This window comes from Serratia odorifera (genome assembly GCF_041448735.1).
Lineage (GTDB): Bacteria > Pseudomonadota > Gammaproteobacteria > Enterobacterales > Enterobacteriaceae > Serratia_F > Serratia_F odorifera.
This window is the reverse complement of record NZ_JBGMUT010000014.1, coordinates 28,875-53,787: the sequence shown is the minus strand read 5'-3', so window position 1 is coordinate 53,787 and position 24,913 is coordinate 28,875. Positions and strand designations below refer to the sequence as shown.

At 48.7% G+C, this 24,913-nt stretch carries 30 protein-coding genes; 2 read left to right on the top strand and 28 right to left on the bottom strand.

Annotation, left to right across the window (positions count from 1 at the left end; genetic code table 11):
• Positions 1–3: 3 nt before the first annotated feature.
• The 23 genes from ACCC84_RS21565 to ACCC84_RS21455 all read right to left on the bottom strand — a co-directional run bounded on the left by ACCC84_RS21565 (position 4) and on the right by ACCC84_RS21455 (position 19,743).
• On the bottom strand, positions 4–561 hold the full coding sequence (locus ACCC84_RS21565) for a hypothetical protein (RefSeq protein WP_371902309.1): 558 nt from the start codon (positions 559–561) through the stop codon (positions 4–6).
• Positions 551–3,463 carry a conjugal transfer mating-pair stabilization protein TraG gene (gene traG, locus ACCC84_RS21560; RefSeq protein ID WP_371902308.1) on the bottom strand — a complete coding sequence of 971 codons (2,913 nt, stop codon included), beginning with the start codon at positions 3,461–3,463 and terminating at the stop codon, positions 551–553. Before traG ends, ACCC84_RS21565 begins: the two co-directional genes overlap by 11 nt.
• Positions 3,463–4,824 carry a conjugal transfer protein TraH gene (locus tag ACCC84_RS21555; protein ID WP_371902307.1) on the bottom strand — a complete coding sequence of 454 codons (1,362 nt, stop codon included), beginning with the start codon at positions 4,822–4,824 and terminating at the stop codon, positions 3,463–3,465. Before ACCC84_RS21555 ends, traG begins: the two co-directional genes overlap by 1 nt.
• The gene (locus tag ACCC84_RS21550) at positions 4,814–5,137 is read right to left on the bottom strand and encodes a hypothetical protein (protein WP_371902306.1); all 324 of its coding nucleotides are present in this window, start codon (positions 5,135–5,137) and stop codon (positions 4,814–4,816) included. Before ACCC84_RS21550 ends, ACCC84_RS21555 begins: the two co-directional genes overlap by 11 nt.
• Positions 5,137–5,643 (bottom strand): conjugal transfer protein TraF, encoded by a 507-nt coding sequence (gene traF / locus ACCC84_RS21545; RefSeq protein ID WP_371902305.1) that lies wholly within the window; start codon positions 5,641–5,643, stop codon positions 5,137–5,139. Before traF (ACCC84_RS21545) ends, ACCC84_RS21550 begins: the two co-directional genes overlap by 1 nt.
• A complete protein-coding gene (locus ACCC84_RS21540) occupies positions 5,640–5,945 on the bottom strand; it encodes a hypothetical protein (RefSeq protein WP_371902304.1) in 306 nt (101 codons plus the stop codon). Before ACCC84_RS21540 ends, traF (ACCC84_RS21545) begins: the two co-directional genes overlap by 4 nt.
• Positions 5,946–5,999: 54 nt before the next feature.
• On the bottom strand, positions 6,000–6,776 hold the full coding sequence (gene traF / locus ACCC84_RS21535) for a type-F conjugative transfer system pilin assembly protein TraF (protein WP_371902303.1): 777 nt from the start codon (positions 6,774–6,776) through the stop codon (positions 6,000–6,002).
• Positions 6,777–8,711 (bottom strand): type-F conjugative transfer system mating-pair stabilization protein TraN, encoded by a 1,935-nt coding sequence (gene traN / locus ACCC84_RS21530; RefSeq protein ID WP_371902302.1) that lies wholly within the window; start codon positions 8,709–8,711, stop codon positions 6,777–6,779.
• A 75-nt stretch (positions 8,712–8,786) separates the two neighbouring features.
• Positions 8,787–9,227, bottom strand: coding sequence for a type-F conjugative transfer system pilin assembly protein TrbC (gene trbC / locus ACCC84_RS21525; RefSeq protein WP_371902301.1), 441 nt, complete (start codon positions 9,225–9,227; stop codon positions 8,787–8,789).
• The gene (gene traU / locus ACCC84_RS21520) at positions 9,200–10,195 is read right to left on the bottom strand and encodes a conjugal transfer pilus assembly protein TraU (RefSeq protein WP_371902300.1); all 996 of its coding nucleotides are present in this window, start codon (positions 10,193–10,195) and stop codon (positions 9,200–9,202) included. The genes trbC and traU overlap by 28 nt, the downstream gene beginning before the upstream one ends.
• Entirely contained in the window at positions 10,192–10,977 is a 786-nt protein-coding gene (locus ACCC84_RS21515; protein WP_371902320.1) for a DsbA family protein, read from the bottom strand. Before ACCC84_RS21515 ends, traU begins: the two co-directional genes overlap by 4 nt.
• 11 nt (positions 10,978–10,988) lie before the next feature.
• Positions 10,989–11,612 carry a type-F conjugative transfer system protein TraW gene (gene traW / locus ACCC84_RS21510; RefSeq protein ID WP_371902299.1) on the bottom strand — a complete coding sequence of 208 codons (624 nt, stop codon included), beginning with the start codon at positions 11,610–11,612 and terminating at the stop codon, positions 10,989–10,991.
• A 126-nt stretch (positions 11,613–11,738) separates the two neighbouring features.
• Positions 11,739–12,083 (bottom strand): TrbI F-type domain-containing protein, encoded by a 345-nt coding sequence (locus ACCC84_RS21505; protein WP_371902298.1) that lies wholly within the window; start codon positions 12,081–12,083, stop codon positions 11,739–11,741.
• Positions 12,080–14,692 (bottom strand): type IV secretion system protein TraC, encoded by a 2,613-nt coding sequence (gene traC, locus ACCC84_RS21500; RefSeq protein WP_371902297.1) that lies wholly within the window; start codon positions 14,690–14,692, stop codon positions 12,080–12,082. Before traC ends, ACCC84_RS21505 begins: the two co-directional genes overlap by 4 nt.
• Before the next feature lie 10 nt (positions 14,693–14,702).
• A complete protein-coding gene (gene traV / locus ACCC84_RS21495) occupies positions 14,703–15,233 on the bottom strand; it encodes a type IV conjugative transfer system lipoprotein TraV (protein ID WP_371902319.1) in 531 nt (176 codons plus the stop codon).
• 93 nt (positions 15,234–15,326) lie between these two features.
• Positions 15,327–15,725, bottom strand: a complete 399-nt coding sequence (locus ACCC84_RS21490) for a hypothetical protein (RefSeq protein WP_371902296.1) — start codon at positions 15,723–15,725, stop codon at positions 15,327–15,329.
• A 12-nt stretch (positions 15,726–15,737) separates the two neighbouring features.
• A complete protein-coding gene (locus tag ACCC84_RS21485) occupies positions 15,738–15,998 on the bottom strand; it encodes a hypothetical protein (RefSeq protein ID WP_371902295.1) in 261 nt (86 codons plus the stop codon).
• Between the two features lie 73 nt (positions 15,999–16,071).
• Positions 16,072–17,430: a TrbI/VirB10 family protein gene (locus ACCC84_RS21480; protein WP_371902294.1), complete on the bottom strand. Its 1,359-nt coding sequence runs from the start codon at positions 17,428–17,430 to the stop codon at positions 16,072–16,074.
• Entirely contained in the window at positions 17,427–18,143 is a 717-nt protein-coding gene (locus ACCC84_RS21475; protein WP_371902293.1) for a TraK domain-containing protein, read from the bottom strand. Before ACCC84_RS21475 ends, ACCC84_RS21480 begins: the two co-directional genes overlap by 4 nt.
• On the bottom strand, positions 18,133–18,708 hold the full coding sequence (locus tag ACCC84_RS21470; RefSeq protein ID WP_371902292.1) for a TraE/TraK family type IV conjugative transfer system protein: 576 nt from the start codon (positions 18,706–18,708) through the stop codon (positions 18,133–18,135). Before ACCC84_RS21470 ends, ACCC84_RS21475 begins: the two co-directional genes overlap by 11 nt.
• Positions 18,709–18,719: 11 nt before the next feature.
• Positions 18,720–19,016, bottom strand: a complete 297-nt coding sequence (gene traL, locus ACCC84_RS21465) for a type IV conjugative transfer system protein TraL (protein ID WP_129937155.1) — start codon at positions 19,014–19,016, stop codon at positions 18,720–18,722.
• A 15-nt stretch (positions 19,017–19,031) separates the two neighbouring features.
• A complete protein-coding gene (locus ACCC84_RS21460) occupies positions 19,032–19,385 on the bottom strand; it encodes a type IV conjugative transfer system pilin TraA (RefSeq protein WP_371902291.1) in 354 nt (117 codons plus the stop codon).
• 163 nt (positions 19,386–19,548) lie between these two features.
• Positions 19,549–19,743 (bottom strand): TraY domain-containing protein, encoded by a 195-nt coding sequence (locus tag ACCC84_RS21455; RefSeq protein ID WP_371902290.1) that lies wholly within the window; start codon positions 19,741–19,743, stop codon positions 19,549–19,551.
• Positions 19,744–20,003: 260 nt separating this feature from the next.
• On the opposite strand from ACCC84_RS21455, the gene ACCC84_RS21450 reads away from it, so the two are divergent.
• Entirely contained in the window at positions 20,004–20,783 is a 780-nt protein-coding gene (locus ACCC84_RS21450; RefSeq protein ID WP_371902289.1) for a helix-turn-helix domain-containing protein, read from the top strand.
• Here ACCC84_RS21450 and ACCC84_RS21445 read toward each other — a convergent pair.
• Genes ACCC84_RS21445 through ACCC84_RS21430 form a run of 4 tightly spaced genes read right to left on the bottom strand, consistent with a single transcriptional unit; the run spans position 20,769 to position 23,366 of the window.
• On the bottom strand, positions 20,769–22,043 hold the full coding sequence (locus tag ACCC84_RS21445) for a sensor histidine kinase (protein ID WP_371902288.1): 1,275 nt from the start codon (positions 22,041–22,043) through the stop codon (positions 20,769–20,771). The two genes, ACCC84_RS21450 and ACCC84_RS21445, sit on opposite strands and share 15 nt — an antisense overlap.
• A 1-nt stretch (position 22,044) precedes the next feature.
• The gene (locus ACCC84_RS21440) at positions 22,045–22,500 is read right to left on the bottom strand and encodes a putative pterin-binding protein (protein ID WP_371902287.1); all 456 of its coding nucleotides are present in this window, start codon (positions 22,498–22,500) and stop codon (positions 22,045–22,047) included.
• Positions 22,497–22,949: a GNAT family N-acetyltransferase gene (locus ACCC84_RS21435; protein WP_371902286.1), complete on the bottom strand. Its 453-nt coding sequence runs from the start codon at positions 22,947–22,949 to the stop codon at positions 22,497–22,499. Before ACCC84_RS21435 ends, ACCC84_RS21440 begins: the two co-directional genes overlap by 4 nt.
• A 15-nt stretch (positions 22,950–22,964) precedes the next feature.
• The gene (locus ACCC84_RS21430) at positions 22,965–23,366 is read right to left on the bottom strand and encodes a relaxosome protein TraM (protein WP_371902285.1); all 402 of its coding nucleotides are present in this window, start codon (positions 23,364–23,366) and stop codon (positions 22,965–22,967) included.
• A 399-nt stretch (positions 23,367–23,765) separates the two neighbouring features.
• On the opposite strand from ACCC84_RS21430, the gene ACCC84_RS21425 reads away from it, so the two are divergent.
• Positions 23,766–24,263, top strand: coding sequence for a lytic transglycosylase domain-containing protein (locus ACCC84_RS21425; protein ID WP_346420759.1), 498 nt, complete (start codon positions 23,766–23,768; stop codon positions 24,261–24,263).
• A gap of 375 nt (positions 24,264–24,638) precedes the next feature.
• Here ACCC84_RS21425 and ACCC84_RS21420 read toward each other — a convergent pair whose 3' ends face one another.
• The gene (locus tag ACCC84_RS21420; protein WP_371902284.1) at positions 24,639–24,851 is read right to left on the bottom strand and encodes a DUF5983 family protein; all 213 of its coding nucleotides are present in this window, start codon (positions 24,849–24,851) and stop codon (positions 24,639–24,641) included.
• Positions 24,852–24,913 lie beyond the last annotated feature (62 nt).

Genomic DNA, 24,913 nt, shown 5'->3' with positions numbered 1-24,913 from the left:
TTTTTAACGTGACAATATCATTGAATTTTTTGCTTCTTGAAGCGCACCAAACAAACCCGATAACTGGTATCGTGACATATCCAATGAGAACATCGCATAGGAACATATCATTGTAAATGTAACAAAAACTGGAATAATTATCGATGAACCACCGGAAAAATATGTCAATAACGCCATTAAAACCCAAAGAATAGAGTTTGTAACTGCGTATTTTTTCAATTTAGATTTCAACATGAGAATTAATTTTGACGTTCTCATTACATCATCCGGCACCATGAAAAACACACCATTAAACTTAACTAAAATCACAAAAACAAAAGCACTAAAAATCATGAAGAAGAAAGGAAAAACCAAAATAATTGAATCATGCGCATCATGTGCATACACATCAATAAAAACGCCAACACCAATAAGAGTGTAAACCAACAAAAAATAATTTAAGAAAGGCTTCATCAACACTGTTAGCGATGGAGGATAGCCATCGTTTTTTCTTATTGATTCAATTAATTCCACTGTACAACCTTCCATTTCTTTATATGAAATTATGACATCATTTTTCATCACCTTTATCCTTTAAGTTTTCTTTTGATTTACTCAAGTAATCGCTATAGTCACCACTCCAAAGATTACTTATACCATAGTTTGAATTCTTACTCATCGGGTCAAAACTTCCCTGATGCAACTCAGCAGCGTGATGTTTTTCTCTAAAATCTTTGTTGGCGCCAGCAAAGTCACTTTTCCTTTCGGTTTGCCGCATATCAACATCCTTCTTCTCATTATGGACGTAATCTTCTCGTTGGTCCATTCCATCTTGCGTCTGATTCATATTATTCAGCACAGTGGTTTTAACGTTAGTTTGTATTCCAGCATCTTTGACCTTGCCATCAATATCTTTGTTATATTGCTGATAAGCTCCCCCCATCTGCCCGACGGCATTATTTCCCACTCCCGAGATATTATCACCGGTATGTGCTGCATTGGATTCATAATGGTTATCCAGTCGCCCTTTCAGCTTATCCTGCATAAAGGTTTCAACCATATCTTCCCGCCGCTCCCGGATCGCCGGATTATCAGCGTTAGTCAGCAATTCGGCAGCTTCCGCCGGGGCCTCACGCCGAACATACTCCACGAACTCCTGCGTATAGTTGCTCTTGGCCTGAGCGCTGAGCGTGTCGGTCTGCGATGCCATCTGTTGGTACTCGTGTGTCCGAGCCTGACTGTCAGTAAACTGCTGATAGTGCGTGTCAGAGGTGGTGACACCTGTCGATATTTGGGTCATCAATCCGGCCGCTGCATTATCTACATGCGCTCCGTTGAAGCTGGTGTTGTAGTTACGTGCAACCGTCACCCCTTCGCTAAACGTCTTCATGTCCTGCGCCGACATATCATGACTGGTGTCGTTCCCGCTCCTTCCCCCCTTGGTAGTTTGTGATGAACTGCCTGTGGAACCCCGACCTTCCAGGCCGGCATGAACATCGCCTCTAACAGAGACCCCCGTGACAAATTGCCCCACTTTGCCGGCACCGGACTTACTGCTGTCAAACCCGAGCGAAGCCTTCGCCCCCACATTAGCATCCAGGCTCTTCGACTTGTGCTCTACTTCACTGTAAGCCTGATCAAAACTCATATGGTGTTTCTGAGCGTAAGCCTCGACAACATTGGTGGCCTTCTGGAACTTGTCGGCGTCGTTCACCGACATCCCGGTCTGTGCCGCGACGGTGGCCGAGTCACTGTTACCAAACTGATTGTGAAACTGCCGCACCTGACTGGCAGTTTGCGCTACAGAGTGGTTATAACCGTCCATCGCCGTTTGGGTCTGCGACAGACTATCACGCGTCATTTTCTGCGCAGCGCTGGCCATATGGTGATCGAAATTGAGATCAACAGGTAAACGGGACATCGCGCCCGAACCGTCATACACCGTCTGTCCACCGCCGGTACGGGTCTCCAGCGCACCATTAGCCAGCTGATTGGTCACCATCCCTTCGCGGTTCACCACATTGAGGTCACGTTTGAACCCGTTGATGTTATCGACGGACTGGTTGTTGATGTTGTAGTTACCTGAGGCCACGTTGGCTGAGTCCGCCGATGCAGCACCGGTCAGAGCATTGCCAAGGTAAGAACCCGAATTGGCGAGAGCCTGCCCCAGCATAGTAAACAGTTTAAAGCTGATAAACGGAATGGACATCATTAGCCAGCCAGCAATACCGGCGGTGGTTGAACTGGTCTCCATCAACCGGCTCATATTACTGAGCGTTGGTCCTGTCGGCCCTTCTCCGCTGAGAGAGTCCTGCGTTCCCCAATTAACCATGAAGTTGAATATCGCGAACATCACGGGCCACAGCATCAAGCTCGCTAAAATATTGAGATAATTCTTCACCACATTCCAGGTCAGTTCCCTGACGAAGAGCGCCAACACCATGACCGGGAAAATACTGACGCACAGCATCAGCATCACGGTATGCATTTGGGGCAGTATTTCCTGAGCAATTTTGTAACTGGTCGCATGCGAAAGCCTTAACTTCATCAGCGACTGTTCAGAAGCGATATCAACCAATGAAGCTGTATCATTCATCGATTTTACATAACTACTGGTCCCTCGCCGCATGCCGGCGATCAGTACGTTCTGCTGAATAATGTCCCGCGCTTTTTTGCCTGCCTCGAAGAAATAGCTGTAGCTGCTTTCCAGCATGCCTGGATATAACACCTGTGCCTGTTTATTCCCAGGGAACATACGTGAAGCATGGTACATGAAGGTTCCCCCGCCCCCGCTGGCTTCCTTGTTAAGTGAAGATTTAAGGCGTGGCGTCGCATCACGACAGGTCATATACGTGCTGTTAGCGCCGCTGCGAAAATAGATCCCCCGCAGAGGGCTGGGTTGGCTAAAAATGATATTGGCCATCTCGGTTGAGTGCATCACAGCTTCAAGCGAGAACTTATGGTTCAATTGCGCATCCGGGATGACACAATTCTTCACGTACTCATTGAAGTTACTCTGCAGTTCCGGATCCGTCGCCGCCATTACAAAGGAATCCTGTATCAGCCGCGAACCAAACATCATGCCGGTTTTGGTATATGACCGCTCATCCGGAAAGTGGAAAATGTCTTCATAAGTGGTTGCCAAGGTATAGCCGATACCGGTTAACAAATAGAGCGGAACAGCCAGCCCCACCGGCACATTATCAACCCGGTCTATCCGCTCCGGCCGCGTAAGATCGTTGACCACAACCGTTTCCTTGGGCGTCAGTAATATCGCCGTGCAGATACAAAAGGTCATGGCCCAGGCAAACACCCCGCGTAAATCGTGAGTTTTGATGTAGGCCCCAACACAGGTCAAAACCCCAAGGGTCTCCCCCAGCCACAAGAGGGTTTGCCAACTTGCCGAGTTGAACATGGTCGCGACAGCGTTAAGCCCCATTGCGATCATGCTGCCGTTTCCGATAGCCCAAATATCAAGCGCCATCACTGCCCCCCGAATTCATAGTTGGACATGACCTTGTCAGACAACCCACTGGAAAGTTGCTGACGCATATACGACAGGTTTTGCTCCAGTTCCATCACGCCGTTTTGCTGCACCTGAATACGCGAGACACGTTGCCCCAACTGGCTACGTACCGACATCAGGTTCTCCCGGAAACGCGTATTTTCATCTTCGGTATTGAGGGTTCCCGACGCTGCAGTCTCGGCCACATCCAGCAGGCCATTGATGTAGGTCATCACCATGTCGGCCGCGATATACTCGGCCAGACTGGTAACGACCGATTCATCCAGACCGACAGACGCGGTGTCGATGGCGTAGCGCAAAACTTTGACGCGCGTGCTCTCGATGAGATTCGTCTCGGCTTCCGTAATGGGTTTGTCCGATTGCGCTTTGCGGAAAATTTCCTGCAGAATCGTTCTGACGCGTGCCGTCATGCCTTTATCTGATGAGAGCGTAAATTCAGCCGCCGAGGGCTTGAGACAGTCGGTATTATCGTTACAACGGTAGATTTTCGCCGTGCCGCCATTGAGCAACGTATTGAAAATGGCCTCACTGCCTCCCCTCGGCGACAGGAACGTAGGGTTACCGCGGTCGTCATAAATCACGGTACCAACCATCGACATGATGAGTTCTTTCAGTTCCCGATCGTTGCTGATGAACTGGTTAACTTTTTCAAAGGTCGCCCAGGTCAGGTTGCGGTTACGTGGGATTTGTTTTTTCTCTTCCGGCGTCGCTTTGCTGAACACCTTGTCTGTTTCACCGCCCACCCCGCAACCCTGACGAGAGGCAGCCCAGTCAGCAAATACGTTGTGCTGACCGGCGATGTCCTGGCACACCTTGCGGGTCGTTTCAGAGTTTTTTGGAACCAGTCCGCCGACGATAGACTGTGCCGCCTGACAGGTAGAGATGTTCATATTGTTAATATCAGTGGCCATACGCTGCAGGTAATCTTTTACCGCCTTGCATTGTGGGCAAACCGTTTCAAGCCCAAGGTCAAACGCATAGCCTGCAGCATTACTCAGGATTTGCTTCCCCATCACCTTAAGCTGGTCGCTGTTGATAAACGAGAATGACCCCAGGTAGGCGTCAATGCCGCCACATCCGGCCTTGATATCAGGCAGCGTCACAGACACCAGTTGGATATTACGCACGGGCATACGCATAAACAGGTTGCCCCCCGTTAAATAGCCGGCCGATTGCCCTTGCCAGGCGGCCGGCATCGAGACATTGCCGCCGCCGCCCATCTGGTTAAAGAAAGAGTTCAGATCATCATTGATACCGGCCTGGGCCTGAAAGACAGCGCCGGCCAGGCACAAGGCCACCCATTTCATGTTATTTTTCATGCGTACCTCGTTTACCGCTTCTGAGCTTGATCCACAGTGACGTCATCCACTTCGCGCCCTGAATCAACCACTGCGCATAACCCACAATCGTTCCGATGGCCATCAGTATCAGAGCCAGGTAGAGAAGGCCGAGTGCCAAAATATGATGTTGCCGTTCCAGGACAGGCAACCCCGCTAACCACTGCTGTTCCGGAAGCCACAGGGACAAGGCCAGCAACCATCGTCCCGCGTTCTCCACACCCGCCGCCGCCAACACCAGCAGCAATGCCACCCCCAGCAAACGCATGGGATGAAGGAAAAACGTTCTCAGCATCACAACACCCCCAAACGGACAGCCAGCCCGAAACTTTCATCAAGACGTTGGCTGAGCGCCACTTCGGTGAGTGCCCCCTGCGCCAGAGGGATCGTGACCAGCGTTTGCGTATTCACCAGAAAATCGGTCGGCGTGACCTTGGGCAATTCAGCAAAGAACTGCTCAAGTACCGCATCGTTCGTCGGCAAGACATCAGGAAAAACCACGTCTCCCACTCCGTCAAAGCTGTAGACGAATACCTTTAAACCCAAACGATCGGCCATATCACGCAGCACCGGATTAAAGCGGTGGCAGTACGGACAATCAGAGCGGATGAAATGCACCACCTGCCAGTGCTTAATATCAATGGTGCGGCCGTCAGCCAACCGAAACCAGACCGGTGAAGTGGGTGCCGTTGAGGGTGCACGCTGTTGCACATTCGGCGTAGTCGTAGCCGGTGTCACCGCCAGTGCAGGAACAAGAGGAAGTAATGTCAGCGCACTGACGACAAGCAATGCCCGGATCATGGTTTGTTCCTCCGCGATGAACGTAATTGCTGCAGTAGGATCTGGCCGGCCCGACCACCATGGGAGAGGGCCAGACCCAGGCTATTGAATACACCGATAACGAATGCACTCAGCACTAATCCTGCGGCCAGCGACAGGCACACCCAGGAAAGGGTGAACAGAATAAGAAAAACGGAGCTCTCCGCAGGTAACAAGCCATCAGTGTTCGTGAGATACCACCGGAAGAAAACGCTTCCGTACATGGAGGTAAAACAGGCACAACTCAGCAGCGCACCGCCGAGGTGCGCAGTTCGGTTCCACATAAAAACTCCTGGTTCAGTAATAGATAAAGAAGGGGATGCCGAATGGCATGCGCCTTAAAAACGGGGTTTAAAGTCGGTGACGACGTTCAACATGCGGCGGGCAAGGTCATCCTGGGTGATAAAACCGTAGGCCAGAGGCTTAAACGTCTTTTTACCTGGCTCGACTAGGTAGACTGCAGGAAAATGTTTGATACCCATTTTCCCTGCCTGTCCGGTGTCCTGTTTACTTTCTGGCAAATCTGGGTTTACACGGCCATCGACAGTGATGGGGATAACAGGAATGCCGTACTGCACTGAAAACTCCTTGATAACCTCACCCAGCTTGTTATCCAGAGGCTCATTGCCCCGGTAAAAGAAGAACACTCCATATCGCTGGTTGACGTAGCGAATGGCGGCATTCTGCGCCTGCCGTTCTTTCTGATATTCCAGCGGCGCCGTCCCGTTGTAGTAGGGATGTTGGAGGCTGTAATCGAGCTCGGGATTTTCCAGCAGAACACGGTCCCATGTGGCGCTGAACTTGGTGGCTTTATCCACCAGGTAGTCCTGCATAACCTTGTAACGCCGCACGCTCTCTGGGGTGCCTTCCAAAACAGCCTGATTTCTCAGCTCATCTCGAATGACACTGAGTTTTCTCAGTGTTTCAGTCGCACTTTCAGGTGTTGGCGATGACGGTGATCCTGGCGGGGGCTGTTTGTCCTTTGCTTTTTTCGGTTCGTTATACCAATGCCAACCCACTGCGGGGTCATACGTGTAACCGTTGGGCTGCGGAGGAGGTCCAGCATGCACCCCCCCGGTCACAACGCCCACGGCCAGGATAAGGGCGCGTTTCATTTATTTTCCTCCACTTTGCTGCAGGCTATTCTTGATTTGGTCAGAAATACGGTCTGTTAACTGCTTCTGATCCGGCAGGGCTACATTGCTCTGCAACTCATCGTAAAAGTCGGTGAAGTCGAGATGGTCGAATTGGATCCGCTGTAATTCATCCATATTGACGCCCCGACAGTCCGGGCTCTTTGCACTCCCAAACCCGATATGAAGTTGCCCTTCCCGGCCCTGCTGCTGAACGATCCGTGCCAGCTTGCTGTCAAATACACAGTAGCTGTGCTTTTTCTGCAGGCAGACGCCCAGAACCTTCTTCGCACAGAACTCACCGATATCGACGGTCAACAGCTTCTCCTTGGCCTTACCGATGGATTTCTCTTCATCGTTGCATTGCGCCAGCCCCACATCCTGCCCCCAGCCACTGCTCTTACAGCAGTTACTGAACCCCAGCGCCGACTTCCGGCAGGACATCCCTTTTCCCGTAAAGGCCCGGACCTTGTCAGGATCCATGCCTGCCACATCCTTGCCGGCCGCAGCCAACGCGGCCAACTGGGACACCGCCCCCTGAAAATCGTTATTGCTGTCGTTTTTAATGGCGGAACACTTGCCGTCTGAACAGAAGAACTGGCTGCCGCATACCCACCCCTCGCTGCTGACGGTGTGTTGACACTGGTAAGTCAGTGACTCCATCACGCAGTACATCCCGACTTTGCGCAGACAGGTTCGGGTGCCAACAGTGCAGTTACGGTCCTTCTCGTAGGTACTGCAGGTGTTATCATCGCTTTCGTAGACCTGGTAGACATCCTTGTAGGCCCAGCAGTCCTGATACAGGGTGTAACTCTGGCCGCCGACCTGCACTACCCGGTTTCCGCCGGGGGAGACACATTGTGAACTGAGCTGCACATCATTCGCTTTGTCGGCCGTACAGGCTTCGGTCCATACCACTACCGGATCCGCAACGGTCTCCTCCACTTCTAATGTCAGCGTTACGTTGACAGTAAAGCCAGCGGGCTGACGGACACCGGTGGTTTTGGACGTTTTGACCACCGCGAACGCCTGACCGGCACTGACGGCCATATCAACATCAAAGGTTTGATTGACGCTGCTGCTGCCGTCGTTATACCGGTGTGTACAGTGGTCGTTTTTACCGCCGCCACACTGTTCGCTGTGATTCGGCAACGCGTCCACCTTCACCGGTAGCGCTCGTCCCATAATGGAAAATGTCTCACCTACCGATGCCTTACACTTCCCGTTCCATTGGTAGTAACAAGCCTCAGAGTAAGGAATGGGCATACCGGATGCCCTGACCGCGACGCGTAATAGCCGGGCCTTCTCTGGTATCACCAGTTGACCGTTCCAGCGCCCACTCCAGCTGGACTGCATAGGGACACTGACGGCGACGGTTTTTTGTTTCCTGATCACCTTGCTTCGGGTCTCGATATGGGCTTCTCGCCGGCAATCGGCTTCGACACTTTTTGCCTGCTGACAACTGTGTGAGCTGTAGCTGACCTTGTTGATGGCTTGTTTAACACACTGCGGCCCGGTACCGGCGGCGATTACATCGGCATTCTGCTGAATGTTTCGGACGTTCTTCATCATGTCCGAATCCCAGTCAATCTTATCGCTCGGGTTATTGATGAAGGACTCTCGCGCCAGCTTCCCCATTTCGCTGGTTCCCAGTTCCTGCTGTCCCTTGGCGCCGAGCGAGGTATCAGTCTGGGTTCCGCCCTGGTAATACCCGCTCTGCGGCGGGTTTGCATCATAGTGCTCAAAATACTGCTGCGGTTGGACGCCGCCGATGGAAGACTGGGCCTGGCTTCCGGCGGTTTGGGCCGCTGAATACCCCTCTTCCATCGAGGTATTCATGTCGCCGGCGTAACACTGATTGAGCGCCAGCGACAACAGGCCGGCCGCGGAATATAACGAAAGCGTGGCACGCCACATGGGAGCCTCCGGTTGCTGTCGAATGATTAATACAGATAAAAGAGTTAATTAAGGTTGACGCTGAGAGGGAACAACTTACTTTCCGGCGCACTGCCCGCGGCGCGCAATGATGTCCAGGCCCTGACTGAGTGCAACGTTGCCATACACGACATCGAACTGCGCCCCACAACGTTTCACCAGCGCCGGGACTTTGGTGATCCCCAAACGCTCAAACCGCAGCGGGTCAATATTGATGCCGGCAATGTGGTATTTGCTGACCAGGTATTGGATGTAAGTGGCTGTGGTTTTCATGTCGTTGTTGATAAGCCCCCGAAAATACACGGGCATATTGTGTTTTTCCGCTGCCTGAATAAGCGGCACCAGATCTTTTTCCGGCAGCGACGCCGACAGAAAGTAGGCAGTTTCATTCGGTGATTCATCCAGTGGGGTGCCGTCAGCGGCCGAAGCCGGCACCGCCAGCATCATGGTCATCCCCAGCGCCAGCGGCGCTATACCACGCAATTTCGTTTTTTCCATATGAGATACCCGTAATTTTTCCGACTGTTCGGCATTTCTTTTCCCACCTGCCAACGCATCACGCTGCGCCCCAGTGGGTGGCACTGGTTGGCATCAGGAATGGTGTTGACCATTTGGTAGCGATAGCGCCCCTTGGGCATGATGACCGTCGGGTACTCGTAGCAGACGGCGGTGTTTACGCCGACCGTGTCCCAAATCATCCCCTGGCGGTGCAGCTTGAAGTTCATTCGCTCGCTGAGCAGTACCCCACTGTTCAACCCGCTGCTTTCGGTATAGAGGTTGCCGGTGAAGGGGTACATTGAACCGTGCCCGCCGGCACACCAGAACAACGCATCGAGTGGTTTGTGCACTTCGGCCGCCACCGCATCCGCTGCACAGGCCATCTGGGCCACCGGATTACCAAACAATATCGCCTCCGGGTTAGTGAACAGTGCCAGCATGTCGTCCTTCCACATCGGATCCAATTCGGAAAGGTATGCGATGTCATATTCTCCGCCCTGCATACACCCCACGGAAGTTATGATGTTCAGCCAACTGATGAGCGGATACTTGTACCAGTGCACGTGATAGAAGGTTCCGGGATTGTCGTTAGCCTCTTTCGTACCGACCCCCGTTCCCACCTTTGGGATGGGGATGCTGAAACCGCCCATGTTGACCATACAGCCCGGCGCCCGCGTCACGTCGGTCATGGCAAAGGGCTCCCAAAATCCTATGGCCAAGCCCGTGCGTTTAAATATCGGAGGTGGCGCCGGACACAGCTGGATCGGAGAGGTAGGATTTTCCGTATCCGGCAAACTGCCCTTGGAGACTTGTGTACTGCCGATGCTCATGGGAAACATACATTTCCAGCACACATCGGTAATCGGGTTGACCCAACGCCCCTCACAGGTCAGATCCTTTGCTGATGCTACCCCACTGACCACGGCTCCGATAACCAGTAGCCCCAGCGCCAGCCAGCGGCGCTTCACTGCGCACTCCCGGTAGACCGCGCTTTGGTGATGGCCGATTGCAGCGTAGCTGCATCGACTGCGCCAAACATCACCGAGGTGTTGGCGCCAGAGGCCCCATTCACCGGCATCACGATAAAGGCCGGTGTGCCGTTAATGCCTAACTGACTCGCCAGTTCAGCAGTGACGTTGAGCTGAGTTTCCGGCACTCGTTCCAGTGTGGCATCGTCGGCACCGGCGGCAGTCACCGCACGCACAATGTCGTCTCGGGTCAATTGCCCTTCCACATGACCAGTTTGGTACAGCGTATTGTGGTACTGCTGATAGCCGGCAGCACCTTTGGCAGCCCACACCGACAACCCGGTCCGGGCAGCAAAGGTCGACAGTGGCCACTGTTTACCGAAGATCGGCCATTCCTTGAAGGTAACGCGCAACTTGGCGTCACCGGTAATGAGGCTCTCGACCACGGGTGCCATGCGGGAGCACCAGATGCATTGGTAGTCAAAGAACTGTACCAGTGCCACATCGCCGTCGGGGTGTACCACCGGGCTGGATGAGTCCTGCAGCAGGGCTTTCTGGTTAGCCAACACCGCCTCGATAGCGCCTTTTTGTTGCTGCTGCTCTTCCTGATGCTGCAGTTTCTCGCTCATTTCGATCAGGATCTCTGGGTGGGCCCGAAGGTAGTCAGCGGCGATCTTGCCAATGGCCTCTTGCTCTCCTGGCTTAAAGAATTCTACTGCAGGTGTTTCAACGGCTGTTGCGGACTGGGCTAACAAAAGAAGAGGTAAGGCGGTCGTAAACATTAATTTTTTCATCAAGGTAATCCTATTTCGGTTATACGCAGTAAGGGTTTTCCCGGCTCCTGGGTGATAACTGCCGGGATTTGTTTGATGCCGAAGCGACGCACAATCGCTCCGCCCTGGTCAAAGTACATACGGCTGTCCAGCGCCTCAGCGCTGTCCTTGATGCTGCCGTTGACCAGAATAATTTTGCTGACGACCGTGGTCGGTTTTTGCTGTTTCATCCACGCCACCTGCTCGGCATCGTCTCCGTCGATGAAAAACAGCGTTTCGTTGAAGACCGGGATGACATCGAAGGGTGAGACGCGCTGTCCCTTGCGGACAAAGACGGTACCGTTGTGGTCGACCAGTTCCTGACTTGAGACGATGGCCGGATCAAACTGGCGCACCCAGGTTTTAGGACCGCGCGCTAAACCTTCCACTGGCGCTGGCCGCATTGCGCTTTCAGTGACGCGGTCTTGCAATTCTTTCTGGATGTCGGCCTGGCTGCGGCCGGCAAAGTGATCTTTCAGGCGTGCTTGAATAACAGTGAGGAGATTCTGCTCCCGAACGTCCCAAACCTCACCGAAGGTTCCCAGATCTGCGGCGCTGACTGGCACAGCAAAGACCATAAACACCCATACAAACTTAAGTTTCATCGGTTTTTCTCCTTCGTCGTGAACGCTAAAGAGCGAATAGCCCCAGCGAAGCCGGCTAACCCAGCGGCAAGACAGAAATTATGATCATAAGCACCGCCACCCCGAAAAGAATTTTGGTTAATAGACTCATTTTTCCTTCATGGCTATAGCCAGTTCATGCCGAATTTGCGGGGTGACATCTTCCATTCCACTTACCGCTGCCGGCCGCACTATCACCAGTTGGTGATGCTTAGCCGACCAACGGTCAATCACCTGGGTCAGATTCCGGTTGAAACGCCCTAGCAGGGAGTCGCGTTGTTCATTGGAGAGATTAAGTTTGGCACTCTGCACCAGGAACTGGTCGGTTGTCCCCTTCAAGTCAAAACTGACCAAGGTAGGGGGCTTCAACCAACATTCCCAGGCAGCGACACCGGCTCCCAGCGTGAGCAACGACGACATCACCACCGTGACCATTAACTGTTTGATATTCATGCCTCCATCCTCCGCAGGTGGTCGAGTACCTCCCGCGAATGCGGGTCGTGTTCAGCCATTTCAAATAAGATGTCCTTGATGTCCGCGCCCTCCTTCAGCCTCCTTTCCCTGTAGGTAAAATCGTCACCTTTAGAGGAGAAAAGCTTGTCTGTCAGCGGATCGAGTTTGAGCCGGTGAAAACTGCTATATGACCCCACGTTGACCAGAAACGAACTGTATTTCGCTTTCTTTGCAGGCGGGAACTTACTGATCAGCTTCCACTCCAGCTCGTTAAATGCATCAGGTTCTTCCTGCTTGAAGGTACTGAACGCCTTGGCGTCCTGCATGGTGGTAAACTTAAAGGAACTGTTGTCATACGCCGCTAACGCGGCCGTACTCAGGTTCTTGTCGCGGATGGCCTGTGTTACCGTGCCATAAGAACCATTATGACGACGAGCGGTGCGGTAACCCTCCTCGATAAAGCCCCTAACCCTGTCACTGGTACTGCTGAGCATCTTCCAGCCTTCATCGGTGATATCCATCTTGCGAAGGCTGCGGGGGGTGCTGTACATCAAGTTTTCGGTCCACAGCATCATCGAGAACAACACAGCAGCGAGGAGGTCACCCTGCTTCTTCAGGTCGCCCATTTCTGTCACAACAAACTGCTCTGTACCTTTCAGGGTAGGCTCGGAGCTGTTGAAATAGGTGCCGTAAATACCACGGGTGGTGTACTTGCTTAACAACGTCACGATTTCATCGATGCGCCCGGCCATTTGTACCGAGTGCTGCAGGCCAACATCGCTTTGGCGTTTTTTTAGATACTCCACTACATGGTCAATCCGCATATCCTGCTGATATTTCGGCCATGATTCGGTAATGGACTCTAGTATCAGCGACTCGTGAACCTCATCCAGCAACCCGTTAGGACTGGCTAGAATGCATATCTGGTCACGCACTCGCTCAGCCATTAAGTGGAGTGTTTCAGAGGTGATATTGGCAAAAGGGTTAAATTTGAGCGTGCTGCCGTTGATATAGGTACCGCCGACGCTATGGCAGAACGCTTTGTATGAATCACCAATATCTTTGATGCTGAGGAACCCGCCGACGTCCAGAACTTGGCGCGCAATACCCTGCGACAATACCGATTTACCTGCACCTGATGTCCCGGACAGGAACCAGTTGAAATTCGTATTGGGTAAGTTCTCATCGAACACATCGAGAAACGCTAGTTGATGGCGGTAGCTTGGAATTAAGAGCCCAGCAGGACTGAGCTTGTTATCGCCGATAATCGGCATCAGGTTGACGGAATGGAACGTTTCTGAACGTTGTAAAGCCCCTGTTCGCTTGAAATCATTCCACAACTTTTCATCCACAGTGGTAAAGGGGATAGCCCCCATAAGGTTGCGGATCTGCATGAAATCGGCCCGAACAAATTTCAATCCCTGTGCTGCAAAGGCATTTTTGGTTCGTTCGGTGTCCCTGGCCATCACGTCATCATTGTCTTCGCAAAAGAGCGTCACACCGTAGAAGTAGCTGGTCAGCGCAGTTTGGTTGGCCAGCAGCCGTTGGCGAACGTCTTTCCACTCTTGGTGCCGGGGCACGGTATTGGGAATATATTTGGCATACGAGGTATTAACCCGTGTATCCAGTGCCAGAAATTCCCGCGTGGCCTCCCCCTGGCTTTTCGCCTGGTCTTCCGTTATTAGAACGATGCTGAAGACGAAGGGACAAGGGATACCGTTAGTCGGCGACGTCAGGTCCGCCAATATGTCCCCGTTCTGCCACAGGTAATGCTCCTGCGGATTGCGATCGAGATTCAGGCTGACCATCCTGCTACTGAAAGGTCGCTGCTTCGCGTCATTGCCACTCACCTGGATATAGCCCGGTTTCACCTGCCATGAGGTCGTTTGGTCAACCATCTGCGCTTTCAGATCCGCCTGCGGATCATAGGGAATGTCATACGCCGACAAACGATTGACATCGTGGTTCAGCAGTTCGCGCATCACCCCCATAAATCGCTCAACACCGATAGGTTGGGCATATATGTCCGCAGATGTCAGGGCATTCATTAAATTACGACGTACATCTCTCAGCCGGACAAAATCGGTTTCGGTAACGTGCTTGACTTTCATCCCCCAGGTGAAGAACAAACGGTAATCTCGCAACGTCAGTGGATGGCCCAGATCATTGGGAAACTCATGTTGAGCTCCATTGAGATAAAACCGACGAGTTACGTCGTTACAGTCCTCAGCCCTGTGACCTTTCCAGCCGAAGTCCTTCAGGCCATACTCAATCTGCTCCTTAATCGCACGACTGCTGACCATCATGACCTGCAATGGCGTGCCGCGAGGCACCTTATCCTGCAATAACGTATCCAGACTGTCGGCCAATAATTCATTGGCACCAATCAAGGGTTGGGCTTCAAGAATGAAGCCAATGGAGTCTTTATTGATAAAAAACTGGTCGTCACTTTTATAGTCAGCGAACGGGAGCAGGTCGCGGATATGGGGATATTCCATATCGTTGAGCTTCTTTTGGGTCTCGTTCAACGTATCCTTTTCACCGAGAATACTGCCCACGGTTTCAATCACATTAAGCGGGTCGAACTTGAATCGTGAAAAATCAAACATGGGATTGACCTCAGAGTACGCCGTTCCAGTCAGCCGGCTTGGCGACGGCAAAGACGATCTCCCCCATATGCACCGCATCATCGGGTGACACATAAGGCGCTATCCAGATACGCTGTACTCCATCCGGTTTACGGAACGCAGCGGCCGGTTCAGGGTAGCAGCGTGGGGTATTGCAAGAGACCGTGCCGGTATTGACTGACGGAGTGACGGTAGTTGCGGTAAACACCCCGCCCGATGTAGGTGCGGAGGTCCGTAATGGATACCCTATCGGCGTAGTCCCCTGTACACCCCGGGAGCCAGTGACCATCGGCTGTACATCGAGCCGGATATGACCCGTATCGATAAGGCGATAACCGTCCAGATCGACGTGGTTCGTACCGCTGGCAGAATGCCCTGCCGCAGCAGCGCCGGAGTTGTTACCCAGCGTCATGTCGTCAGCCTGAGACATCCAGATGCCGCTGTCTTTAGCGGGCTTGTCGAACTCAAATTCTGAGTTCATACCTGCACACCCGGAGAGCATCACTACACTGCATAGCAGCATGCGGGAAAGAGTGTGTTTCATGATCGTCATTCCTCGTTTGAGTCTTTGGGCGCCCTCAGCAGGTTTCCCCGCATGCGAAGGCGAATATTTTTATTAATCAAGTATATTTCCCACGATGTAAGTCACGAACGGCACGATAAGCGCCAGCCCCAATCCCACACCCGAGAACCAAGTCCAGAACAATTCCGCGTTAATTTTCCAGTCAATAAAAGAAGTACCGCCAACGCACACGATCATGATGGCCAATATCACCGCCAGGCACCCCAGTAGCGTGTAAACAGCATTTATTTTTTTTGCATGCACCATCATGGCAATCGCGGATAACGCCGACGACCCCACACAAATGAGAATGTCTTGCCGAAAACTTACCCATTTGTCGACATGGGTAAGTAGATGCTCAATGCGCCAAGCATCTAATGCTAACCAGCCGCCCCACCACGCCAGGAGCAGTACCCCATAAACTCCGGCCATCTTTGTATTCGTTTTGTCCATCTCGCGGCTCCTTTAATCCGGGTCAATCATGAAAAATATCGGGAGTTTCAATACTCCGTTAAAGAACTCTCGCCGTTCATTCGGTAATGCCGCGTAGGCAGGCGAATGGGACACGGCCAGGTTAATCAACTCATTGCTGTTGGCTTTAAAACGCTGAGTCACTGGGCGAATATCACTGAAGATCTGGCGTATTACTGCCAGTGCATCATCTGGCAGACCGTCTTCACTTAGCAGGTCTTCGTATTCATCGAGGGAAATTGTCGAGTCAATCATGGGGGTCACCGTTAATGGAGTAAGTTGGGTTCTCACGGATGCCTGAATGCATTAGCTCAGCTATCATCGTTCCTTAGCCGCCGTTCTGCGGCGCCCCCGGTGCCGGTGTGACAAAGTCCTGGATCTTGAGTGCAGCTGCGTCTCCCAGCTTTCCAATGAGTTCCGGCGGTAGACCGCTATTTCCCTGAGACTGAGTCGTCGTATCCGCCGTCCCAGATTGCACCTGTTGACCTGTCGGGTTATTCGCCTGCTTCTCCGCTTCCTCTATATCTTCGATAAACTCAGCCTTGAAGCCCTCCTGAAATACCACCTCGACCCGATTACCGGCACCGATCGGGATAATCGGGTGATACTGTTCGGCGCGCTGGATGTAATAATCGGCAAGCTTGCTCCCGGCGGTACTCGCACCACCACCGATGGCGGCACGTCCGGCATCGCCGGCGGAAATTGTTGTCGTGGCGCCGACGCCGGCCACTGTTTGGCCAACCTGCGAGGCCGTCTGGCCCAGACCGCTAAGGGCCCCGCCCATAAAGGAAAGACCAAGGAGTTTACCGTTACGCATCACCGGCACCCCCTTGATGCCGTTCTTACCGTAGAACGCCACGTGTCCTTTAACTTCCTGATCGATGTGCTTGCCGTTGATGATGCAAGAGAGGCGCTCTGTCTTGACTTCGCCGCGTTCGCTAGAGATTTCACCGAAGACCGAAGCAGTAACGAAGCAATTTGCCAATTTGTCACTTTTCTGATTACCGGGAAGATGCGATAGACCAGTCAACTTGAACTGCATAGGGACCAGTTTTTCCTGGCCACGCACCGATGCGTTAGCATCAGCACCTTCGATAATAATGGCGTTGGAGAATGTGCCGGTCGGGACGTAGAACGCAGCACTGGTCTTCTTTTTGGGCTTGTCTATCTCGGTATAATCAAACAATGGACTATCGATTTGGCCACGGGATACAGGCGGCGGACCCAGTCGATATTGGGCGGGAGGAAGCGACCCGTTACCCGCCTCCTGCGGGCTTGGTGCAACGGGTTGGTTCATTTTGGCTTTATCTAGCTCAACCTGTAGATCACTCATCTGGGTTTTCAGGCTGTCGTTGTTCCCCTTCATCTCATCCAACTGCTTTTTGATATCGAGCATCGTCTCTTTCATGTCAGTAACAGCCTTGTTCGCTTCACGCTCACGCAGCTGTGCATCGACGAGAACGCCGCCCTGGACATCTCCATCGAAGGTGTTGGTGACAGCACCAGTCAAATCAGGTTCAGGTAACCCATTTCCGACAGGTGCCTCGGTAGCTTCGGCGCCGGCAGAGGCGCCGGCACGATCATTAAGAAACCAAAGTGTCCCAAGCACCAAAGCGATACCACCGAGGATCAAAGCGAACAGTTTGCGCTGTTTGCTTTGAACCAATTTATTGATGTTCAGGTTCATCGTAGTTTCTCCCCATCACGGAGTAGTACGATGGCAGATACCGTAGTACCTGGTGACACTTGATCAACCTGTGGCCAGAACGACACGGCCATTACCCCTTTTAACCAGAAGTAGCGTTCATTCAGTTCAATTCTGGAAGTGGAGCGATTGGAGACATCCAGCCGCACAATACGGAGTTTATCTCCCTGCCATGCTGTGACAGGTCGAACTGAAAAATAGGTTTCGGTTGAGGGGGATAATGGGACATCGCGATTTTTTGTATAAACAAACCCAGAGGGCTTATCGTTATTGATGAACTTAGTGATCAGACTTGTGACAAGCGCGCTATATGTATTTTGTGACCCCTCCCATTCGCGAGCAGCTTCAGTTCCACGGACTTCACGATTATTCACCACCAGTGACAGTCCTGCCTGCTTACGCGGAGAAGCCATAACAGAGAAGGCAAACCCTGACTCTGTCTGAACAAACAACGTAAAAGGTTTATCCGAGACGGTTGAAAACAACACCGCCCCGCCTGCCGTTGTCCGCTTGTCCGAAAGTACCCCCTGAGTTGCCTGAATAGCGATGACCCGGTCATCCATGACAGAGATATAATTGGGATCAGTGTTACTAACAGCCAACGCCAGGCGAGCATTAGGGTTAATATCGACTTCTTGTGCCTGGGCAGCAGAACTGGCAAGCACCATTGCAAATATCAGCAATTTACTTTTCAACGGGCACCTCCACAAAAGCGTTGAAACACATCCCGTCATTACGGGTGTCGATACGCAGCTGGTACCGTTTATCTACAGGCTCAGGTTTTTGTAACCCGTAAATGAATTGCAATTTACCCACGACTTCTACAATCCCTTTGTCGGCCCAAACTTTGAAATCAGCCGGATAGAATGCAGAGCTGCCGTCATTGGCTTTAAGTAGGCGGCGTTCAGCATTCAATGCAGGTTCCATTTTTTCTTTCTGTCCGTCACACGCATAAGCCTGGAGTAATGCATGGCTTTCAGAAGCTGTTTCGTTTGATACGTTAAGGCGTAGATTAAGAAGGCTCAGAGCCATTAGGCGTATATAACGCGCATCACCACGTTCACCGTTAAAGGCAAATTCTTTATTTACCCCCATAGGCAGTACGATGGTTTGCCTGTTATTGACCAGCGCTTCAGTCAGCGCGCGATTATCAGAATACATCCGATGGCAGAGCGCCAGACTAAGAATGGAGATAATGAGAAGGATAACGATAGCGACGGACAGATTTCGATTTCTGGCCGCCGTGAGTTTGAATTCCATAGTGCATTCCCTCAGGCAACCCAGTAACGTTTGAAACTTTCAGGCAGAACAGAAAGGAAAAAGCGTAATATGCTGGTTGGCAAGAACCAGTAAGCCAAATTCAGCAGGTAGCTAGTTCCTTTCCCTTTCTTCAGACGACGTATCCCAAACACAGCGATAGCGAGGGTGGGGCAAAATATCCATAAATTAACGAATATTGCCAATAAGCCCAAGGGTACATAGATAATAAACTCGTCCCGAGGAAGCCCCACCCAACGCGGTTGTTCGGAAAACGTAGCCGGATACTTATATCGGTTACGTTGTTCCATAGTTAATGCCTGCGATTAAGGAATAATACCGAACAGTACGTTTACGAAGACCATAACTGCTGCGATACCACCAAAAACAGCCAGGTTTTTGGTTTTGGTGTAGGTGAATACTGCGCCCAGACCTTCGATGATATACAGGATCCAAACGACAGTAGAACTTAAACCAAACGTATCCTTGATGTTCGTTCTGCCTTTAGTAAAGAGGTCGACAGCTTCTGCATGAGTGGATGGCATAAACATTAATGCCAGTGCCATGAGCGTGAAGCCAACCATGGTTAATACATTTGGGTTATACAAATTTGCTTTTGTCATGGCTACCGCACCCAAAATGCGCGGGGACTTGACGGACGTAGAGAGTTGACCGTTCATTGAAGATTCCTTTAACAGTGAGGAAATAAATAGGTTGTTATGCGTATAACCAAAATTAGAGTGTCTGGTGATATACCTCCTTGCTGTGTCATATTAAAACCAAGTTAAATTAAATAGATTCCCTGGTACTGCAAAGGCCCTGGTGTTGGCCACGAGAAATAAATTATTTATCGTTCCTTAAAAATCTTTTACCTTCTGACGCAATATCTTCGAAGTTAATGAGATGGTCCGTTAAACGGAGTAAAGCCTCTTGTGTTTTACTGCGTCCTGTTCGTCGAGCCGACTCGGTGAGCAGACGATTAACGTTGGGACTCAATCTCATCACAAGCTGTACTGCTTTCCATTGTTCATCAGTCATAGTTGTAATTCCAAACTGAAACTAAAGCCATGAGTGGTAATTAAACATAAACTTACAAACATGTGAAGATCTTTTGAGTGTCTTTTTTGGTTTTATGTGAGTTTGTTTTGAGAATATTCATATAAATCAGACTCATAAAGCACGTATTGGTTCCCATTTCACCTATAATGCAGGTGTATGGTAATGCCTGATGCTAGTGCCTGTATGAGCATCTATGCTCAGGAAGTGCTCACAAACGACACCAGAAGAATCTTAAGTGCATGAAAAAAAATATAAATTACATAGAAGAGATCAGTAACCTACTAACCCAAAAAGGAGTCGGTTACAGAAAGCATGCGTCGACAATGGCAACAATACTTGGGCTGCAGTACAACAGCGCCAAACAAAAGCTCGATGGCAAGAGGGGCATAACACTCGAGGAGGTAAGGAATATATTCAAATATTTCAATGAGCCTTTTGAAGGGCAAAGGGTACATAATTGCGTTTTTATTATGAACAACATCCACAAGCGATGTGTTATAGAAGTTAATGAACACCCAGTTATTGATATTGAGGAGAATGAGACCTATGCTGTGAAAAAAGATGGCCTTTTTGTAATTAGTACCAATAACGAGAACACCCCTGACGTACCAATATATAAAGTCAATTCAATAGATTTCTTGCCCGCACCAAAAGTCGCATTATTAGACAACGACCGTGATATTCTTGAGCTACTTAAACTAGTTACAGCACGATATGGGATAGAAGCAGATACTTATCAGAATAAAAACGAAATTATTGAAGCTCTGAACCATAATCAGTATGAAGCATATGTCCTTGATTGGTTGCTTGATTTTGGCGAAACATCTGAAAGCGTAGTCAGAAATTTAAGAGAAGAAACTGACCCCTATAGCAATATAATAATTTTAACAGGTCAGCTAGACCATTATGAAAAAAACATCGGCGATATGATTTTAAACTATGACGTGAAATTAATAGAGAAACCAGCAAAACCGTTTATTATATCATCACTCTTATTATCGACTTTATTTTTCAATTAACTCAATAGGGATAAATATAAAAAATGAAGAGCCAGCTCCTTCTACCGATTTCACCCGAATTCTACCCTTGAGTGATTCCACATAGTTTTTTATAATCGTTAACCCGAGACCAAGGCCTTGCTTGGTCTCTCTTTCAGCCCCCTGATTGAATGCCTTAAAGAGATCCTTCAAAATCATTACGTTAAAGCCTACGCCAGTATCTTTGACAAGAACATACAAACCATTTCTGAGCACCTTTACATTTATTGTAACAACACCATTATAAGTATGTTTATTGGCATTATCTAAAAGATTTACAATGATGCGATACAATTTATACTTATCAGACCTAATAAATACCCTCTTAGAAGAAGCTACTATTTTAAAGTTATTAACACTACCTTCATTTATTTCGCTGATAGCATCATTAATTAAATCATTTATATTAACTTGTGTTATGTTAACAGTCATTTTCCCCATTTCAAGCCGGGAGTAATCCATCACCTCTCGTGTTTGATCAAGTATTTTCGATGCATGGTATGAGATGAGACCTGCTTCCTTCTTTAAATTTTCACCAACGAGCTCATGCTCAATGATATCTGCTGCAATTACAATTGATTGAGTAGAGCTAGCCAATTCATGGTATATTGCCGAAATAAATAGATTTTTCTTCTTTATCACCTCTCTTAATGAGTAAGCATTTCGCAAAATTATAACAACCATCAAAAATAACAATACGAGTGATACAAATGATAAAGTCTCAGCTTTACCAGTATTATCCTTTATAATTTTTTTTACCTCATTAAAGTTTCGTATTTGAATTTTATATATAACTTCCTGTAAATCCAAAAGTGTAGAATCCATCTCATCCATAAGATTTAACACTTCATCTTTGCTTGCTCCCCCTTTACTTAACTTATTTGTTAAGGTGGTTAGAATATCTTCATTGCGACTTAGTTCATCTTGGACATGAAGAAACTCTTTGTCATAAGAAAACGCACTAGAGTAAGGTGACTTGTCATTTAGAATTTTTATTTTCGAATCAAAAATATCTTTTCTTAAGAAAAAATCATCCAAATCCTTACCATCAGATTTAAGTAACGCTGTTTTCATATGCTCGAATGACAAAAGTAAAACTTCTGCGGTGGAGTAATTGTCCAAATTAGGTTCTATTTCTTTATATCGATTCTTCACATTATCAAAACTAACCACTATAAGTGTTACTGAAAGAGCAAGCATAATACCGAGAAAAATCAAAGCAAAAAGTGGTTTATTACCCATTCTATTTAACCTCAAGTATTTTAACTTGCCAAACGGTCTTTGCATCTACAGACAATCGTTCTAGCTCTGGATTTTCATCTCTCGGATATATGATAGCAAACGGTCCAAGCTCTGAAATATTCATATATTTACCACTTTTTTTGTAAGCTATGATTGCATCATATTTAACAGCCTCATCGATAGGTAAAGTAAACGAATACGCGTCCCAAGCAAAAGCCCTAATTTTACTGCCTGTAACCCCATAGCTTTTAATAAAATCACTTACTTTCACACCAACAAAGGTATCCTTTGGAGTGTAATTAGTAGATGTGGTAATAGAATGTGGCGGTAGTTTCTCTAGTTCGCTACGTGATATTTTTAGTTGCTTACGTCCTGGAGACTTGAGGATTAAGTAGTCAACCTCAGCATAAGAACTTGAACTAATTAAAAGCATAAGTAGATATGCATAAGTTTTCACACTGCGCTTCCTTTTACTTTTGAAAATTCTGATTGAATTCCTGTTTCATCTAAACCGATATACTTCCACCCATGATATTTATAAAACGATTCTGCCCTTGAACCAGGATCTGTTGTCAACTTTATTTCCTCAGCTCCGTTATCGAACATCCAATCAGTAACATACGAAATCAATTGTGAACCTATTCCTCTTGATTGATATTCAGGTTTTACAAAAAGACCACCTATGATAGGTTCATGTATGAATATACCGAAACAAAAACCAGCGTAGTCATTATCAACCTTACATATCCAACCGCCCCCTTGTTCTATATCATCAACGGCTTGATTTCTGCAAAGATATTGAATCTGATGAGGGTGTACAATATTCTCTTCCACAGAAAACCTAATTTCATATAAAAACGGTAAATGTTTTTTTTCTAGCTTTTCAAAAATAACATTGTCTTTCATAACCACTCCATGATCTCACTTGAAAAATTCAGTAAGTTTTCCAGAAATTCGTTCTTTTACCGCCCCAACAAAATCCTCATCAATAAACTGACTTCCTTTAATAACTTTGCCTGGCTCTACAGTTTCCTGCATTACAAAGTAAAGAGCTTCTGATAAGAATGATGTAAGTAGCACATTTCCCGCAATCATCTTCAACTTATCATCCAACGATTTCTGATTTTCTTCCTTACTCAACTTATTCTCATGCACTCGCAGGCCAAGTTTAAACATTTCCATTACAAAGGCTGCGCGATTCGCTGTATCGCGAGTTTCACCATCATCAAGCCTTACTTGAACGTGGTGGTCTATTTTTTCAAGGAATGAATACGGAACGGTCAGATTTACTCTATTTGCTCGCTTTTGATTTTCATCATTCATGTTTTTACATCCAGTATTGATTTGATTGAATTCCAATCGTCTCTCGCCCTGTTTGCTGAGATGTCAGGTATTTTATGTGCAAAAAAACACAAATCAACGTTACCAGAAAGCCACTCATACGGAACCATCACGTAACCATTAAGGCACAATCATAGTTAACTTATTGATAACATTGCAAGCACTAAACAGAATCCACTGAGTAACCAATAGGTTACTAACAAGCTACTAGATAGAAACTCACAGTATCGTACAAACAACACTCAGTCATAAATTAACTCACTGATATTAAAGAAAACTTCCAGCAAATTTTAATTTGCGAGTGGTGTGTTATTTTCTGGTTCTAAGGATAGCATCTGGTATAATCGTCAAACTGGCTGTTTCAATTTCAGGGGCACTTGGATGAATTCAAAGTTTGCGCGAGCATGCACACTAGTGTTGTTTTTTATGTCGACTTGGGTTCAGGCAGATTGTTTCGATCGTGCAGGTCAATATTACAGTATCGACCCTGACTACATCCGGTCAATCGCTTACCGCGAATCTTCCTTCAATCCGCAGGCGATAAACAATAACAAGAACAAGCAGGGAAAGATCGTCAGTTCAGATTACGGGATAATGCAGATTAACAGTAAAACTCTGCAGCGGTTCCGAAAGGATTACCCTCAGTTGACAGTAGATCGTCTTCTAAATGAACCTTGCCTTAACATTCATGTCGGCGCGATGGTGTTAAGACGTAATTTTAACGCTTATGGAACTACCTGGCTCGCAGTAGGGATGTACAACGCGGGTGTAAAGAATAAGGATGATACTATTGCTGCCCGACACCGATATGCCATGAAAATCGATAGCATCTATAAAAGAATTAAGGCAGGCAACATCAAGCCTAAAGTAATCGACTAACCACACCCTATCCACATATGCACATGAGACAAAGCAAGTGAAGTTTCCCATAACCAGAATGGGAAACGAGCGGGAGCGGTTATTTCGCCGGGACAAGGTGAAATAACGTCGATTGTGTAGATGTGGATAGGCCGGACACACAAAACTACCGATACTGCCAAAAAACGGTCACGTTTTTTGGTGGTAACCTGGGCGCCCCTTTGGGGCAGCGGGAGCGGGAAATTTATTTCCCGCTGGGCGGGCGGGGAGAATAAGCTCCGCCCCTCGATGGGGACGGAGCTTATCAGCGCGCTACCAGTCAAAAACCTTGAGAAAGGGATCAATTGGCGCATCACGGTCAAAATGAAAGTAACGGATTTTTTGATATTTTATCTGTTAGATTAAAAACCGCCGCAGCGCCCTTGAAGCACCATGCGACTTTAAGACGCGTAGCTTCCATCGGTAGTCCGTCATCACAATAATGTAACCATATTGCATATTAGCTACCCAAAATAAAAAAAACACTTCTCCTGCCATTGTTGCTAACAGCTGGTTATCCTCATGAGTAAAGTGTGCCGTACTGCATACCAGTAATTTTTCCGTTTGCATCTTACCCCTCGTTATTTCATACTGTACACGCTGTGTTAACTATACGTTCTCTTGCAGTGTTC

Excerpts from the sequence above, each read along its gene's own strand:
- ACCC84_RS21565 (WP_371902309.1), bottom strand. The coding sequence starts at position 561 with ATGAAAAATGATGTCATAATTTCATATAAAGAAATGGAAGGTTGTACA.
- ACCC84_RS21485 (WP_371902295.1), bottom strand. The coding sequence starts at position 15,998 with ATGATTGACTCGACAATTTCCCTCGATGAATACGAAGACCTGCTAAGT.
- traC (WP_371902297.1), bottom strand. The coding sequence starts at position 14,692 with ATGTTTGATTTTTCACGATTCAAGTTCGACCCGCTTAATGTGATTGAA.
- ACCC84_RS21480 (WP_371902294.1), bottom strand. The coding sequence starts at position 17,430 with ATGAACCTGAACATCAATAAATTGGTTCAAAGCAAACAGCGCAAACTG.
- ACCC84_RS21450 (WP_371902289.1), top strand. The coding sequence starts at position 20,004 with ATGAAAAAAAATATAAATTACATAGAAGAGATCAGTAACCTACTAACC.
- traL (WP_129937155.1), bottom strand. The coding sequence starts at position 19,016 with ATGGAACAACGTAACCGATATAAGTATCCGGCTACGTTTTCCGAACAA.
- ACCC84_RS21540 (WP_371902304.1), bottom strand. The coding sequence starts at position 5,945 with ATGTGGAACCGAACTGCGCACCTCGGCGGTGCGCTGCTGAGTTGTGCC.
- ACCC84_RS21470 (WP_371902292.1), bottom strand. The coding sequence starts at position 18,708 with ATGGAATTCAAACTCACGGCGGCCAGAAATCGAAATCTGTCCGTCGCT.
- traF (WP_371902305.1), bottom strand. The coding sequence starts at position 5,643 with ATGATCCGGGCATTGCTTGTCGTCAGTGCGCTGACATTACTTCCTCTT.
- ACCC84_RS21555 (WP_371902307.1), bottom strand. The coding sequence starts at position 4,824 with ATGAAAAATAACATGAAATGGGTGGCCTTGTGCCTGGCCGGCGCTGTC.
- trbC (WP_371902301.1), bottom strand. The coding sequence starts at position 9,227 with ATGGAAAAAACGAAATTGCGTGGTATAGCGCCGCTGGCGCTGGGGATG.
- traW (WP_371902299.1), bottom strand. The coding sequence starts at position 11,612 with ATGAAACTTAAGTTTGTATGGGTGTTTATGGTCTTTGCTGTGCCAGTC.
- ACCC84_RS21435 (WP_371902286.1), bottom strand. The coding sequence starts at position 22,949 with ATGAAAGACAATGTTATTTTTGAAAAGCTAGAAAAAAAACATTTACCG.
- ACCC84_RS21460 (WP_371902291.1), bottom strand. The coding sequence starts at position 19,385 with ATGAACGGTCAACTCTCTACGTCCGTCAAGTCCCCGCGCATTTTGGGT.
- ACCC84_RS21505 (WP_371902298.1), bottom strand. The coding sequence starts at position 12,083 with ATGAATATCAAACAGTTAATGGTCACGGTGGTGATGTCGTCGTTGCTC.
- ACCC84_RS21420 (WP_371902284.1), bottom strand. The coding sequence starts at position 24,851 with ATGCAAACGGAAAAATTACTGGTATGCAGTACGGCACACTTTACTCAT.
- ACCC84_RS21445 (WP_371902288.1), bottom strand. The coding sequence starts at position 22,043 with ATGGGTAATAAACCACTTTTTGCTTTGATTTTTCTCGGTATTATGCTT.
- ACCC84_RS21430 (WP_371902285.1), bottom strand. The coding sequence starts at position 23,366 with ATGAATGATGAAAATCAAAAGCGAGCAAATAGAGTAAATCTGACCGTT.
- traG (WP_371902308.1), bottom strand. The coding sequence starts at position 3,463 with ATGGCGCTTGATATTTGGGCTATCGGAAACGGCAGCATGATCGCAATG.
- ACCC84_RS21490 (WP_371902296.1), bottom strand. The coding sequence starts at position 15,725 with ATGGACAAAACGAATACAAAGATGGCCGGAGTTTATGGGGTACTGCTC.
- traF (WP_371902303.1), bottom strand. The coding sequence starts at position 6,776 with ATGAAACGCGCCCTTATCCTGGCCGTGGGCGTTGTGACCGGGGGGGTG.
- ACCC84_RS21425 (WP_346420759.1), top strand. The coding sequence starts at position 23,766 with ATGAATTCAAAGTTTGCGCGAGCATGCACACTAGTGTTGTTTTTTATG.
- ACCC84_RS21455 (WP_371902290.1), bottom strand. The coding sequence starts at position 19,743 with ATGACTGATGAACAATGGAAAGCAGTACAGCTTGTGATGAGATTGAGT.
- traN (WP_371902302.1), bottom strand. The coding sequence starts at position 8,711 with ATGTGGCGTGCCACGCTTTCGTTATATTCCGCGGCCGGCCTGTTGTCG.
- ACCC84_RS21550 (WP_371902306.1), bottom strand. The coding sequence starts at position 5,137 with ATGCTGAGAACGTTTTTCCTTCATCCCATGCGTTTGCTGGGGGTGGCA.
- traV (WP_371902319.1), bottom strand. The coding sequence starts at position 15,233 with ATGCTGCTATGCAGTGTAGTGATGCTCTCCGGGTGTGCAGGTATGAAC.
- ACCC84_RS21515 (WP_371902320.1), bottom strand. The coding sequence starts at position 10,977 with ATGTTTACGACCGCCTTACCTCTTCTTTTGTTAGCCCAGTCCGCAACA.